The organism is Sandaracinus amylolyticus (assembly GCF_000737325.1).
Taxonomy (GTDB): Bacteria; Myxococcota_A; Polyangia; order Polyangiales; family Sandaracinaceae; genus Sandaracinus; species Sandaracinus amylolyticus.
Window position 1 is genome coordinate 4,761,197 of record NZ_CP011125.1, and the last position, 13,964, is coordinate 4,775,160.

General features: G+C 68.1%; 13 protein-coding genes. 10 read left to right on the plus strand and 3 right to left on the minus strand.

Translation table 11 applies throughout. The features are described 5' to 3' along the window. Positions 1–42: 42 nt before the first annotated feature. Positions 43–837 (minus strand): hypothetical protein, encoded by a 795-nt coding sequence (locus DB32_RS20250; protein WP_053234301.1) that lies wholly within the window; start codon positions 835–837, stop codon positions 43–45. A gap of 672 nt (positions 838–1,509) precedes the next feature. On the opposite strand from DB32_RS20250, the gene DB32_RS20255 reads away from it, so the two are divergent. The 10 genes from DB32_RS20255 to DB32_RS20300 are packed head-to-tail and all read left to right on the plus strand — an operon-like array spanning position 1,510 to position 12,019. After that, positions 1,510–2,526, plus strand: coding sequence for an SDR family NAD(P)-dependent oxidoreductase (locus DB32_RS20255; RefSeq protein WP_205627065.1), 1,017 nt, complete (start codon positions 1,510–1,512; stop codon positions 2,524–2,526). Position 2,527: 1 nt separating this feature from the next. Beyond that, the gene (locus tag DB32_RS20260; RefSeq protein ID WP_053234303.1) at positions 2,528–3,550 is read left to right on the plus strand and encodes a dTDP-glucose 4,6-dehydratase; all 1,023 of its coding nucleotides are present in this window, start codon (positions 2,528–2,530) and stop codon (positions 3,548–3,550) included. A gap of 1 nt (position 3,551) precedes the next feature. Further along, on the plus strand, positions 3,552–4,757 hold the full coding sequence (pseC, locus tag DB32_RS20265; RefSeq protein ID WP_053234304.1) for a UDP-4-amino-4,6-dideoxy-N-acetyl-beta-L-altrosamine transaminase: 1,206 nt from the start codon (positions 3,552–3,554) through the stop codon (positions 4,755–4,757). After that, complete coding sequence (gene pseG, locus DB32_RS20270; RefSeq protein WP_053234305.1) at positions 4,754–6,247, plus strand: UDP-2,4-diacetamido-2,4,6-trideoxy-beta-L-altropyranose hydrolase; 1,494 nt, start codon at positions 4,754–4,756, stop codon at positions 6,245–6,247. Before pseC ends, pseG begins: the two co-directional genes overlap by 4 nt. 22 nt (positions 6,248–6,269) lie before the next feature. Then, entirely contained in the window at positions 6,270–7,316 is a 1,047-nt protein-coding gene (pseI, locus tag DB32_RS20275) for a pseudaminic acid synthase (RefSeq protein WP_053234306.1), read from the plus strand. A gap of 2 nt (positions 7,317–7,318) precedes the next feature. Next, a complete protein-coding gene (locus tag DB32_RS20280; protein ID WP_169791495.1) occupies positions 7,319–8,188 on the plus strand; it encodes an aldo/keto reductase in 870 nt (289 codons plus the stop codon). A 1-nt stretch (position 8,189) separates the two neighbouring features. Further along, on the plus strand, positions 8,190–9,077 hold the full coding sequence (locus DB32_RS20285) for a Gfo/Idh/MocA family oxidoreductase (protein WP_053234308.1): 888 nt from the start codon (positions 8,190–8,192) through the stop codon (positions 9,075–9,077). Next, complete coding sequence (locus DB32_RS20290; RefSeq protein ID WP_053234309.1) at positions 9,074–10,060, plus strand: Gfo/Idh/MocA family protein; 987 nt, start codon at positions 9,074–9,076, stop codon at positions 10,058–10,060. Before DB32_RS20285 ends, DB32_RS20290 begins: the two co-directional genes overlap by 4 nt. After that, positions 10,057–10,776, plus strand: coding sequence for an acylneuraminate cytidylyltransferase family protein (locus DB32_RS20295; protein WP_053234310.1), 720 nt, complete (start codon positions 10,057–10,059; stop codon positions 10,774–10,776). Before DB32_RS20290 ends, DB32_RS20295 begins: the two co-directional genes overlap by 4 nt. Positions 10,777–10,822: 46 nt before the next feature. Then, complete coding sequence (locus DB32_RS20300) at positions 10,823–12,019, plus strand: hypothetical protein (protein ID WP_053234311.1); 1,197 nt, start codon at positions 10,823–10,825, stop codon at positions 12,017–12,019. Positions 12,020–12,057: 38 nt separating this feature from the next. On the opposite strand, the gene DB32_RS20305 is transcribed toward DB32_RS20300, so the two are convergent. Together DB32_RS20305 and DB32_RS20310 are read right to left on the minus strand one after the other, a co-directional pair. Continuing rightward, positions 12,058–13,098 carry an acyltransferase family protein gene (locus DB32_RS20305; protein WP_053234312.1) on the minus strand — a complete coding sequence of 347 codons (1,041 nt, stop codon included), beginning with the start codon at positions 13,096–13,098 and terminating at the stop codon, positions 12,058–12,060. Next, positions 13,098–13,940, minus strand: coding sequence for an FkbM family methyltransferase (locus DB32_RS20310; RefSeq protein WP_169791496.1), 843 nt, complete (start codon positions 13,938–13,940; stop codon positions 13,098–13,100). The genes DB32_RS20305 and DB32_RS20310 overlap by 1 nt, the downstream gene beginning before the upstream one ends. Between the last annotated feature and the right edge of the window lie 24 nt (positions 13,941–13,964).

The window sequence follows — 13,964 nt, forward strand, 5'->3', positions numbered from 1 at the left end:
CGCCCCGGGAGCCGCGTCGCCGTGCCTTCCGCCGGAGCGCCCTCACTCGTCCGCCGGGGTCGCCGGCTCGCCGGGCTCGGTCGGCTCGACCACCGGCGGCTCGCTGGGAGCGCCGGCGCCGCTCTCCTTCCCGCGCATGGCGCGGTAGTCGTCGATCGGAGCCACGGCCCGGCGGAACCTCTCGATCGACGCGGCGTCCTCCTCGTCGACCTTCGCCGCGAGCAGCCGCGTGTACGCGCCTACGGCGCGCGAGAACTTCGCCAGCGTCTCCTGCAGCGCCGTCGCGCTCGGCACGTCCGACGCGCGCGTGGCCTTCCCCACGCCGATCGCCTCTCCGATCGCCGCCGTGCCGGCCTTCACCGCCGCGAACACCGCCGCGCCGGCGAGCGCCTCCACCTCGTCCGCGGTCTCCTCGTCGCTCATGCGATCGAGGCGGCGCTGCCCCTCGAACCACGCAGCGTGCGCGTCGAGCCGGGAGAACGAGACGCCGTCGGCGAAGTACGCGGCCAGGACCGCGCGCGCGCGGGCGCCCTCGTCGCCGAACGCGTCGCCGAGGCGCGCCTTCGCATCGAGCACGCCGTGGAGCGCGGCCCAGTAGTTCATGAACGAGATCCGGATGGGCTGGAGGCGCGCGCTCGAGAAGCGATCGCGCTCGGCGAACACCGACTGCACGTCATCGCCGACCGCGACGACCACGCGGAGCGCCTTGCGCTCGTCCGGCGTGATGTCGTCCGGCGCGACGTTGAACAGCTGACGCGCGACCGGCTTCGCGTACTGCGCGCCGACGCGGAGGCCGTGATAAGCGCGGAAGTCGGGCGGATTCAGGATGATGGACACGGGCGCTTCTCCTTCGCGAGCGCAGCCACCACGGCTGCGATGCTCACGAGGGGCTCCATCGGAGCGGCGGCGGACCCGTTGCGCAGAAAAGAGCATCCGCGGTCTGAATTCGAACCGCGGACGTTCTGCAGAAGGTCCGCCGTCTGAATTCGAACCGCGGACGTTCTGCAGAAGGTCCGCCGTCTGAATTCGAACCGCGGACGTTCTGCAGAAGGGTCCGCCGTCTGAATTCGAACCGCGCACGTTCTGCAGAAGGGTTCGCGGTCTGAGTTGGTTCGAACCGCGGGCGTCGTGCAGAAAAGTCGGCGGTGTGATTTCCAGCCGCGACCCTCCTGCAGAAGACCGACGGGTGGAATTCCTCCGCCGACCCTCTGCGCGCTCAAGGCGTCCACCGCGCCGGCCATCTGCGCTCGCATGCTAGGCGCTCCGCACCACCGCGGCGGCTCGAGGCACGGAGCGGGCGCGGCGCGCCGTGTCGACCCGAGGGTGCATGATCGCGGCCCACACGCGCATGAGCGCACATCGGGATCGGGCGGCGCGCGACGCGCGCGGTGTGCCCGCTCGTCGCCTGGCCGCCCGCGACCGCACCGTGGTACACCGGCCGGCCGAACGTCGGCGGGTCGACCCGCAACAGTCGTGGATCGAGGAGATCGCGTGCCCGTTCCCGCGTATGTGAAAGACAAGACCGTCCTCGTCACCGGCGCCGCCGGGACCATCGGCTCGGCCCTCTGCGCCCGGCTCGCTCCTCACGCCAAGGCGGTGCGCGCCTTCGATCACGCGGAGAGCGAGCTCTTCTTCCTCCACCAGCGGCTGCACGGTCGCGGTCACGTCGCGCCGCAGCTCGGCGACATCCGCGACCTCGATCGGCTGCGCTTCGCGATGAGCGGCGTGGACGTGGTGTTCCACACCGCCGCGCTCAAGCACGTGGGCTTGGGCGAGTACAACCCGTTCGAGGTCGTGCAGTCGAACCTCGTCGGGCTCGACAACGTGCTCCGCGCCGCCCTCGACGCGAACGTCGAGCGCGTGATCTTCACGTCGTCGGACAAGGCCGTGAACCCCACGAACGTGATGGGGGCCTCGAAGATGATGGGCGAGCGGCTCGTCACCGCCGCCAACCAGATCCGCGGCCCGCGCCGCACGCGCTTCGCGTCGGTGCGGTTCGGTAACGTGATCGGGTCGCGCGGATCGGTCCTGCCGATCTTCGCGAGCCAGCTCCTCGGGCAGGAGCCGCTCACGCTCACCGACGACGCGATGACGCGCTACGTGATGACGATCGAGGAAGCCGCGGAGCTCGTGCTCCAGGCGGGTGCGCGGATGAAGGGCGGCGAGGTCTTCGTCACCAAGATGCGCGCGCTGCGGATCGCGGATCTCGCGCACGCGATGGCGGAGCTGCTCGCGGGCGGTCGCTGCGAGATCGTTCGCACCGGCGCGCGCACCGGCGAGAAGCTGTACGAAGAGCTCCTCTCCGCCGACGAGCGCCCGCGCGCCCTGGAGCTCGACGCGCTGCTCGTGATCCTGCCGCCGCCGGACACGCGCTACGTCGACCGCCCGGAGCTGAGCGACTTCCCCGACGGTCGTCCCGTCGATCGCGAGTGGCACTCGGGGAACGACCGGTTGATGACGCGCGACGACATCGTCGCGTACTTGCGCGAGACCCGAGTGCTCGATCCGTTCGCGCCGAGGAGCTGAGATGCGCTGTCTGATCACGGGAGGAGCGGGTTTCATCGGGCGCTGGGTGGTGCAGCGCCTGCTCGACGACGGGCACGAGGTGCTCGCGCTCGACGACCTGAGCAACGGCCGCCGCGAGAACTTGCGGGAGTTCGAGGGGCGCTCGGGATTCGCGGGTCTGGTCCACGGTGATCTCGCCGATCCCGAGACCCTGGCCCGGGTGTTCCAGCGCGGGCCGTGGGACCTCGTGCTGCACCTCGGCGCGTCGATCCACGTGCAGAAGTCGATCGACGACCCCTACCCGACGTTCCGCAACGACGTCGAGGGGACGTTCCGCGTGCTCGAGGCGTGTCGCCGCGAGTACTTCGCGCGGAACGGGCTCGACGTCGATGCGCGACAGTTCGACTTCGATCGCGACGTGCCGCGCCTGCGTGATCGGCGTCCGCGCGTCGTCGTGATGTCGACGTGCATGGTGTACGCGACCTCGTCCATGCCCATCGTCGAGACGCATCCGTTCCGACCGGCGTCGCCGTACGCAGCGTCGAAGATCGCGTCGGATCACCTCGCGCTGTCGTACTTCCACGCGTACCGGCTGCCGGTCACCGTCGTCCGCCCGTTCAACACGTACGGACCGTTCCAGAAGAGCAACGGCGAGGGCGGCGTCGTGTCGATCTTCTTGCAGCGCGATCTCGCCGGGAAGCCGCTGCTCGTGAAGGGCACGGGCGAGCAGACGCGCGACCTCTTGTACGTCGAGGACTGTGCCGACTTCGTCGTGCGCGCCGCGACGAGCGACGCGGCCGAAGGCCAGGTGATCAACGCGGGCACGGGCCGCGACATCGCAGTCCGCGACCTCGCGGAGCTCTGCCGGACGGGCTCGAACGTCGTCGAGCGGGTGCCGCACGATCACCCGCAAGCCGAGATCATGCGGCTCTGCACAGACGCGTCGAAGGCGAAGCAGCTTCTCGGATGGGAGCCGACGACGAGCCTCGAAGAGGGCCTGCGCCGCACGCGCGCGTGGCTCGACTCCAACCGCTGGGCGTGGTGACGTGAGCCAGCGGCTTCTTCCCTACGGTCGGCAGCTGATCGACGACGATGACGTCGCGGCAGTCGTCGAGACGCTTCGCGGCGATTGGCTCACGCAGGGACCGACCGTCGCTCGCTTCGAAGAGGCAGTCGCGGAGCTGGCGGGCGCGCGGTACGCCGTCGCGGTCGCGTCGGGCACGGCGGCGCTCCACCTCGCATGTCTCGCCGCCGGCGTGCGGGCGGGCGTGGGCGGCGTGACGTCGGACATCACGTTCGTCGCCTCCGCGAACGCGATTCGGTACGCTGGCGGACCACCTCGCCTGGCCGATGTCGATCCCGACACCGCGCTCGTGCGAGTGGACTCGATGCGCGCCGCCGCGGACGACCTCGCGCGGGCGGGCCACCCCGCGCGCGTGCTGATCCCGGTGGATTTCTCGGGCACGGTCGCCGATCTGCCGGGGGTGCGAGCGCTCGCGGACGAGCTCGGCGCGATCGTGATCGAGGATGCCGCGCACTCGCTCGGCGCGAGCTACGAGCACGGAGGTCGCGTGCATCGCGCGGGCAGCGGATCGCACGCGCACATGGCGATCTTCTCGTTCCATCCCGTCAAGCACGTGACGACGTGCGAGGGTGGCGCGATCGTCACGAACGACGAGGGCGCGTACCGCGAGCTCCTCGAGCTGCGCACTCACGGGATCACGAAGGATCCTGCGCGCCTCACGCGCAACGAGGGGCCCTGGTACTACGAGCAGCGAACGCTCGGCTATCACTACCGCATCACCGACGTCCAGTGCGCGCTCGGCCTCTCGCAGATGCGCAAGGCCGCGCGCTTCGTCGAGCGACGTCGGGAGCTCGCGGCGCGCTACGACAGGGCTCTCGCCCCGCTCGCGGATCGCATCGTGCCACTCCGCGTTCGCGCCGGGGCGACGTCGTCGTACCACCTGTACGTGGCACGGCTGGTCGCGCGAGACGGAGAGACGCTCGAGTCGGTCGCGGCACGCCGACTCGCGCTGTACAGCGCGCTGCGAGAGGCCGCGATCCTCCCGCAGGTCCACTACATCCCGGTCCACCGCCAACCCGACTTCGTCGCGAACGGGCTCTCCGGCGGGTCGTTCGACGGGGCGGAGCGCTACTACGCCGGGTGCCTGAGCCTGCCGCTCTTTCCGGCGATGGAAGACGCCGACGTCGATCGCGTCGCGGACGTGATCGCGGCCGCGCTCGCTCGATGACCGCGCCGGTGCTCGTCGTCCGCGCGGACGCCGGACCTCGGATTGGTGTGGGGCACGTGCTGCGCTCGCTCGCCCTCGCGCAGGCGTGGCAGGAGCGCGGCGGGCGCGTCGTGTTCTTGACGTCGTCGCCACCGCGCGTGGCGGAGCGCCTCGCGCGCGAGCACGTTCAGGTCATCGGGACTCGCGGCACCGGAGACGGTGACGAACTCAAGGAAACGATGCGCAATTTGGGCGAGATCGCCCCGCGGGCCGTGGTCGTCGACGGTTACCACATCGGCTCGCCGTATGCCGACGAGCTGGCGCGCGCAGGGCACCGCACGCTCGTGATCGACGACGACGGCTCTCGCGAGGCGATCGCCAGCGACGTGCTCAACCAGAACCTGCACGGACACGAATCGCTCTACCCGCGCGCGAGCGGCGCAGTGCTCGCGGGCGCGCGCTTCGCGATGCTCCGCCGCGAGTTCCTCTCGTCGCCGCGCTCCGATCGAATCCACCCGGAGCGCGCGTCCCGCGCGCTGGTCACCTTCGGGGGCGCCGACCCCGCGCGTCTGACCACGCGCGCGATCGAGCTGCTGGCGAGCATCTCGCCCGATCTCACGATCACTGCGCTCGTCGGCGCGGCGAATCCCGACGCAACCCTGCTCGCCGCGCGCTCCACCACGGATCCCGGTGTCGAGACGCTGGTCGATCCTCCGGACGTTCCCGTGCGCCTCGCGCGGGCCGATCTCGCGATCGCCGCATCGGGAAGCACGACCTGGGAGCTCGCTTACCTCGGTACGCCGACAGCGCTCGTTTCGACGGCGCCGAACCAAGAGCCCGTGCTCCGGTCGGCCGCGCGCCTGGGAATCGCACACGCGCTCGGATCCGCAGAGCAGTTCGGGTCCTCCGAGGTCCGTGCTGCCCTCGCGCACCTCGTCGCATCGCGCGCGGCACGAGTGGAGCTCGCGCAACGCGGCCAGGAACTGATCGACGGTGAAGGCGCCGCTCGCGTTGCGATGCACCTCGACGCGGGCGAGCTGCGGTTGCGAGCCGTGCGCGCCGAAGACGGTACGCCGCTCCACGCCTGGGCGAACGACCCGGGGACGCGCGGTGGCTCCTTCCAAAGCGCGCCGATTCCGCTCGACGATCACCTGCGCTGGTTCGCCAGCAAGCGTCGAAGCGCGGACGCATGGCTGTGGATCGCCGTCGACCGCGAGGAGCGGGACATCGGCCTGGTTCGATTCGACAGGTCCGAAGCCGACGTGGTCGATATCGGGATCACGATCGCGCCAGAGCATCGTGGCCGCGGGCTGGCCGCGCGCGTGATCGAGGCCGGCGTCGCGCGAGTCGCATGGCGCTCCGGAGCGCGCCGCGTACGCGCGTTCATTCGATGCGACAATCTACGTTCGCGAGCGGCGTTCGAGCGCGCAGGGTTCGCGTACGAGGCCGACACCGTCGTCGCGGGCGTATCCGCTTGGCTCCTCGTTCGACCCCTGACCTCACCGACCTGACCCGACGCCCAGGAGATAACGCATGCGAGCCGTTACGATCGCTGGTCGCCGCATCTCGACGCAGGACCCGCCCTACGTCGTCGCCGAGCTCTCTGCGAATCACAACGGCGATATCGGCCGCGCGTTCGAGATCATGCAGGCCGCGAAGGCGGCAGGCGCGGACGCTGTGAAGCTCCAGACGTATACGCCCGACACGATGACGATCGATGCGCCGCAGGAGGACTTCCAGATCCGCGGCGGCCTGTGGGACGGATATTCGCTTTACGATCTGTACGAGGAGGCACAAACGCCGTGGGAGTGGCACGCCGCGCTGTTCGCGAAAGCTCGTGAGCTCGGCCTCGCGGTGTTCAGCACTCCGTTCGACGAGACCGCAGTCGACCTGCTCGAGGAGCTCGGTGCGCCGGCGTACAAGATCGCGTCGTTCGAGGCGATCGACCTCGCGCTGATCGCGCGCTGCGCGCGCACGCGCAAGCCGATGATCATCTCGACCGGGATGGCGAACCTGGGCGAGATCCAGGAGGCTGTCGACACGGCGCGCAGCAACGGCGCGCGTGAGCTGATCGTCCTGCACTGCATCAGCGCGTATCCGGCGCCGGCGACCGACGCGAACCTGCGGACCATCCCGCACATGGCCGACGCATTCGACGTCGTCACCGGGCTCTCGGATCACACGCTGGGCACGACGGTCGCGGCAGCAGCGGTCGCGCTCGGCGCTGCGTTCATCGAGAAGCACGTCACCATGCGGCGATCCGATGGCGGCCCCGACTCTGCGTTCTCGCTCGAGCCCGCCGAGCTCGCCGAGCTCGTACGAGGCTGCCGCACCGCCTGGGAAGCAGTCGGGAACATCACGTATGCGCGTGAGGTGAGCGAGGAGAAGAACGTCGCGTTCCGTCGCTCGCTCTATGTCGTGAAGGACGTGCGCGCGGGAGAGGCGTTCACGAGCGAGAACGTCCGCGCGATCCGCCCTGGTTACGGGCTTCCGCCCAAGTACTTGCCCGAGGTGCTCGGGCGCACCGCGCGTCGAGACCTCCCGCGCGGCACGCGGCTTACGTGGGACGCGTTGGAGTGAGCGTGTCCGATCGGATCGCCAAGCTCGCGCTCGGCACGGTGCAGTTCGGGCTCGGCTACGGCATCGCGAACCAGCGAGGCCAGGTCCTCCCGCACGAAGTTCGCGAGATCCTCGCGCGCGCCCACGACGCGGGCGTGCGCACGCTCGACACGGCCATCGCTTATGGCGACAGCGAGCGCGTGCTCGGCGAGAGCATGCCGCCCGAGCATGCATTCCGCGTCGTCACGAAGCTTCCGGCGAACACGCGGGCTGACGAGGTCGATGCGCGCCTCTCGGAGTCGTTCGCAAGGCTCCGCGTCACCCCGTATGCCGTGCTTCTCCACGACGTGGCGACGTTCCGACGAGACCCCGCCGTCTTCCAGGCGCTCGCAGAGCATCGCGCGCGAGGAGCAACGGCTCGCATCGGCGTCTCGTTCTACCGGCCCCAGGATCTCGAGGACGTGCTGCGGTCGAGCGTGCCGATCGATCTCGTGCAGATCCCCTTCAGCGTCGTCGATCGTCGGTTCGAGCCCTTGCTCCGGGAGCTGCGCGCGCGCGGCGTCGAGGTCCACGCACGATCCGTGTTCCTCCAGGGCTTGTTGACGCTGCCGGCAGAGCGGGTCCCGTCGCGACTGGAAGCGATCCTACCGACGCTGCGAGCGCTCGGGAGGATCGCCGCCGACCTCGAGGCGACGCCGATCGAGATCGCGCTGACGTTCGTGCTGTCACACCGCGGCATCGATGCCGCGGTCGTGGGTGTGGACGGAGTGGATCACCTTTGCGAGCACCTTCGGACCGCCGACCGGTCGTTCGAGGCAGGCGCGGTGGAGGACGCGACACGCGGGCTCGCCCTCGACGACGAACGAATCCTGCTGCCGACGAACTGGAGCTGACGTGACGCTTCGACTCGGGATCCTCGGGCTCTCGGACGGCAACGGTCACCCGTATTCTTGGTCGGCGATCTTCAATGGCTACGACGCCGAGCACATGGCGGAGTGTCCGTTCCCCGCCATTCCGGCGTACCTGCGGCTCCGGAGATTCCCGGAGGAGTCTCTCGGGGCGCTCGCGCGCGTGACGCATGTATGGGCGCAGGAGCGCGCGATTGCGGAGCACGTCGCGCGCGCCTCGCGCATCGCGCGGGTCGTGGACCGTCCGGAGCTGATGTTGGGCGAGATCGACGCCGTGCTGCTCGCGCGCGATGACGCTGCGCAACACGCGAGCCTCGCGCGACCGTTCCTCGATGCAGGGCTGCCCGTCTACGTCGACAAACCGATCGCGCTCACCGAGCGCGACCTCGACGCGCTGCTCGCGATGCAGCGCTACGACGGTCAGATCTACTCGTGCTCGGCCCTGCGCTACGCGTCGGAGCTCCGCTGGGACCCGGCAAAGGTCGGCGAGCCGCGCCTCGTGCACGCGGTGATCCCGAAGTACTGGGACACCTACGCGGTGCACGGGATCGAGACCGTCGTCGCCCAGCTCTCCGACGTCTCGTGGGCGGACGCGCGAGCGAGCCGCCTTCGACGTGGTCCGCTCGACCATCTCGACGTGGCGCTTCCCGACGGGCTCGACGTGCGCTTCACGACGACGTCGTCGCTGCCTTCGGCGATCCGCATTCACGTGCTCGGGAGCGCCGGCGATGCGTCGCTCGTGTTCTCCGACTCGTTCACCGCGTTCCGCGAAGCGCTCCGAGTGTTCGTGACCTCGATCGCCGAGCGCAGCGTTCCGATCGCGCGCGACGAGACACGAGCGATCGTACGGCTGATCGAAGCGGGGCGACGATGAGCGTCACGATCGGCATCGTCGGCCTGGGCTCGATCGGTCGTCGCCATGCTCGTTGTCTGAAGGACGTCGGTGTCGATCGTGTCGTCGCCCTGCGGAGCGGGCGTGGAGCAGCGCGCGAGCTGCCCTCGGATCTTTCGTTCGTGGTCGAGGAGCGAGATGCCGAGCGCTTCTGGTCGTCGTCACTCGACGGCGTCATCGTCGCCACCCCGACGGCGCTCCACGGTGAGGCCCTGACGCGCGTCGCGTCCGTACCCGGCCTTCCGGCGCTCGTCGAGAAGCCGCTCGTCGCGCACCGAAGCGAGCTGACCGACGCAGTGGTCGCGGCCGCCGATCGCATTCGTGTTGCGTACTGCCTGCGTTTCCATCCCCTCGTGCGAGCGGTGCACGCCATCCTTGCTGATGAAGGCGCGCGGCTGGGTCGAGTCGTCCGCGCGCAGTTGTCGTTCGGGCAACATCTGCCGAAGTTCCATCCGGACGCGGACTACCGGACCGAATACTCGGCCCGGCGTGATCTCGGTGGCGGAGTCCTGCGTACGATCTCGCACGAGCTGGACCTCGTGCTCCACTGGATGGGTCGCCTCGCGAGCGTGACCGGCGATGTCGCGCGTCTCTCCGATCTGGAGATCGACGTGGACGACAGTGTTGCTCTCGTGCTCCGAACGAAGTGCGGCGCGCAGGTGATGGTTGATCTCGACTATCTGTCGCCGTCCTATCGTCGACACGGTTGGATCCAGGGCACACGCGGCCGGCTCGACTATTCGTTCACCGAGGGTGTCGTGCGATTCACGCCCTACGATGGCGCGGCCATCGAGCTCCATCGCGCGGGCGAAGTGCCCTTCGATTTCTATCGAGCACAGATGAACGACTTCCTCGATTTCGTGTCGGGTCGCGCGAGCGCCGCAGCGACGCTCTCCGACTCGCTCCACCTTCTCAAGGTGATGGAGCTCGCAGAGCGTGCCGAGCGGGCAGAGGTCGTCGAATGAGCCCGCAGCGTCGGTTCGCGCTCATCCCGGCACGTGGCGGATCGAAGCGCATTCCCCGCAAGAACGTCGTCGAGCTCGAAGGCAAGCCGCTGATCACGTGGACGATCGACGCGGCACGCGAATGCGGCCTCTTCGATCGCATCATCGTCAGCACGGATGACGAGGAGATCGCCGAGATCTCGAGACGAGCGGGCGCCGAGGTCCCCTTCCTGCGCGAGGCTTACGCGGACGATCACTCACCCGTGAGCCTCGCAACCATCAGCGCGATCGAGCGACTGGCGGCCGAGGGACTGGAGTGTGATGTCGTCGTCCAACTCTTCGCCGCGTGTCCGCTGCGCAACGCAGACGACATCCGCGATGGCGTCGAGCACTTCGAGCGCTCCGGGGCTGCTTTCCAGATCTCTTGCTTCGACATGGGATGGGCGCACGCGTGGTGGGCGGTGCGGCTGGACGCGGAGGGCCGTCCCGCGCCGCTCTTCCCGTCCGAGCGCCTCAAGCGCTCTCAGGATCTCGAGCCCATCTACTGCCCGACCGGGGCGACGTGGATCGCGAGAACCGAAGCGCTCCTCGAAGCGCGCACGTTCTACGGGCCCGATCACAGATTCCACCCGATGCCGTGGCATCGCGCCGTCGACATCGACGAGCCGGAGGATCTGCGCATGGCGTCCGCGCTCTATCGCGCGTACCGCGCCGTCGCCGTTGACGGAAAGAGATAGACGCTCGATGCGACCCCCGCCCTTCTCGCCCGGGCACAGGCCGCGAGTGGTCCTGTGCTGGCCCTACTACCGACGAGGATTCGTCACCGCGTTCGAATCGCTTCGAGAGCGCTTCGATTTCGTCTTCGTCAGCTCGATCCGTCGATCGGCGGCCGAGTCGATTCATACGGACCTGCCTAGGGCGTATTTCGACGACTATTCGTCCGCGCGCGAGATGCTCTGCGCCCTCCACGCCGAGGCCGTCCTGTTCATGGCAATCGACGACGCCCGTTCGATCGCGACGAACCTCGCCGCCCAGTCACTCGGAATCCCGACCATCCTGTACCAACATGGGCTATTTCTCGATCTCGAAGGTTATCGTGCGGTGCATCGCAACTGGCGCTCTCAGCCCGTAGCACAGGTGCCTGGGGGTGGTGGCCGCGATTCGATCTCATTCTTGTTGAAATCCGGGACTCCAACGAGGTGGCCGAGCCTCGCGGCGGCGGTCGGATATCTGCTGCTCGCGCGACGCGTTGGCACGCTGGAAGCGAGCGTCAGGATGCGCGGCCGATTCCGACTACCTGACTCGTTCATCCGCTACACGGCGCGTGCGTCGCGAGTCTACGAGCAGATTCACGGCGCGACCGCGAGTTCCTCGTACTTCATTGGTAACCCGGAGTACGATGCGTATCTGTTGGAGTTCCAACGTCCGCCAGCGCGCGAGCGTAGGCACGTGCTCCTCGTCGATAGCCCCCTCACGGGCAATCGGTGGGGCAAGATCCTCCGTGAGCGCCATGAGGTGGTCGCCTGCTACGAGCGACTTCGAGCGTACGCTGCCGCTCGCGGGCAACGCCTACTGATCAAGCTTCACCCGGAGAGCTATGCAGACGATTGGCGGCCTGCGTGGCCTGACGTCGAGTGGCTTCGAGACTGCGACCTTCCCGCGATCATGCGCGACGCACAGGTCGTCTTTTCGATGCCCTCAACGTTGATGATCCCCGCAGCTCTCCTGAACAGGCTCTGCATCATCGGGGCGTTTCCACACGACGACGTTGGGCGCCTTGCAGCGCTCGGCGTCGCGGTCGTGATGCGCGACCTAGATGACGATCCCGAACACGTGGATTTCGGTTCGATCGAGAAGGAAGGCTCTGGATTCGACACCTTTGTCCGCGACTACTTCCACTCGACCGACGGCACCGCGACTTCACGTCTGGGCGACGCGATCCAGACGACGATCGCGAGTTTCGGAACGCTGCGGTCGTGAAGCCTAGATCGCGAACGCATTGACTATCTCGGTGGCAGTCAGCCGAACAGCGTCTTTGCTCTCCGGAGGAGCGGCCGTTCGAATTGTCGGTGAACGACCAGCGCAAGGGCGAACGAAACCGCAAGCACAACAACGGTAAATACGAGAGGATTCGCATCAGCAAACGTGCCAAGAATGCGACGGGAGCGGAGCAGAGCGAAGACGATCGGATGTAGCAAGTAGAGCGGATAGCTTGCTTCACCGAGCACGTCGGCAGCACGTGCCGAGGCCCCCCGGACGTCGACCTCCGCAACGCTGGCGACGAGCGCGAGCGTGCAGAGCGTCATCAGCGTTCCGCGAACGCCGACCAGCGCATCGATGGAGCTGGTTCCATGCGCGATGATTAGAGGCACCGCGGCGGAAACCGAGATCGCCACCGCGAGCCTCACGTCGGCACGATCGCTCGCGTTTCGGAGCCGTCGTCGGCCGATCCAGACTCCAACCGCAAAATACCCGGCGAACGACCCAAACTGCGTGTATCGACCCCAATTGTCCGCGAACGACGTGTCGCCCCGGAGTACGAGGTTCAAGAACCCGAGTTGGAACATCACGAGGGCGACCACGAGTACGGAGTACGCCCGTTCACGCGAGAGCGCGATCAGGGCTGGGAACAGGAGGTAGAAGATGAACTCGATTCCGAGCGACCACCCGCCGACGACGATCGACGTTTCGCCTGGGTTGGCTAGTGCGAATAGGAACGTAACGTTCAGCGCGGCTTTGCTCAGGAGGTTGCTGTCGAGAGTGCCCGTTACGAGCGCGACGAGTACAACGTACCCGCAGACCACGACATAGAGCGGACTAAGACGCGCGCACCGCAGAGCGAGAAATCTCGAGATCGAATAGCCGCGTTCGAAGCGCGCGTCGTATGCGAGCGTCATGCTCGCACCCGAGATGACGAAGAACGCGTACACGCCGTACAGGCCGAGGTTGTAGAGGTGCGCGATCTGCAACCAGCTCGTCACGTGATACACCGCGACACCGATGGCGCACAGGCCGCGCAGGAGATCGATCGAGACGAGCCGGTTCGGCGGTTCGCCCATCAGGTTCGACGCCTGCCGTACCAGGTGTGGCGGACCCAGGGGCGCTCGTCGGCTTCCCTGGTCCACAGCTCGAAGCCCGCGTCGCTCAGCAACTCACGCACGCCGTCGAACGTGCGTCGCCAGTCGTGCGGGGCGGACTCCGGCGCAAGGAAGTCGTGGCAGCTGATCGCCACCTGCCGCACGTTCGCGAGCGCCGCGCCCATGCCGCGTAGCGCGTCGAGCTCGGCGCCTTCGATGTTCATCTTCACGAGGTCGATCCGCTCGATGCCTCGCTCCCGCAGCAGCGTCGCCAGAGGCCTTCCGGGCACACGATGGGCGCCGGACGACGCGTCGGAGCGCACCTGGCTCTTGATGTGATCTTCGTCGTCGGTGATCGAGAGCTCGCACTCCTTCGCCGTCGCGGCGGCGGCGATCACCTCGACCTGACGAAGACGGTTGAGCATCACCGTGCGTTGCAGCGCGCGCGCGGTCTCTGGGTGGGCTTCGATGGCGAGCACGCGACCGCCCGGACCCGCGAGCCGTGAGAACGTCAGGACCTCGGTGCCGACGCCCGCGCCGACGTCGACGACGACATCACCCGGGCTCACGGTCAAACCGTGGAGAAAGGTGTCGCGGGCGACGTAGTCGATCGTCTCGAGAAGAGTCGTATCGATGACGCGATTGACGAGATAGCCATCGGCGAACCGATGGACCCACAGCCCATTCTCCGGCGTCACCCAGACTCCACGGCCGCGTCGGAGCAGGCTATAGACACTGACCCCGCCACCGAGAACGCCTCGGAGCCCACGGCGATCGAGGAACCGGAAAGCTGCCTTTCGGACGGGCAGCGTCTTGTCGATCATCCTCTGAAGGGACATTGCTCCTCG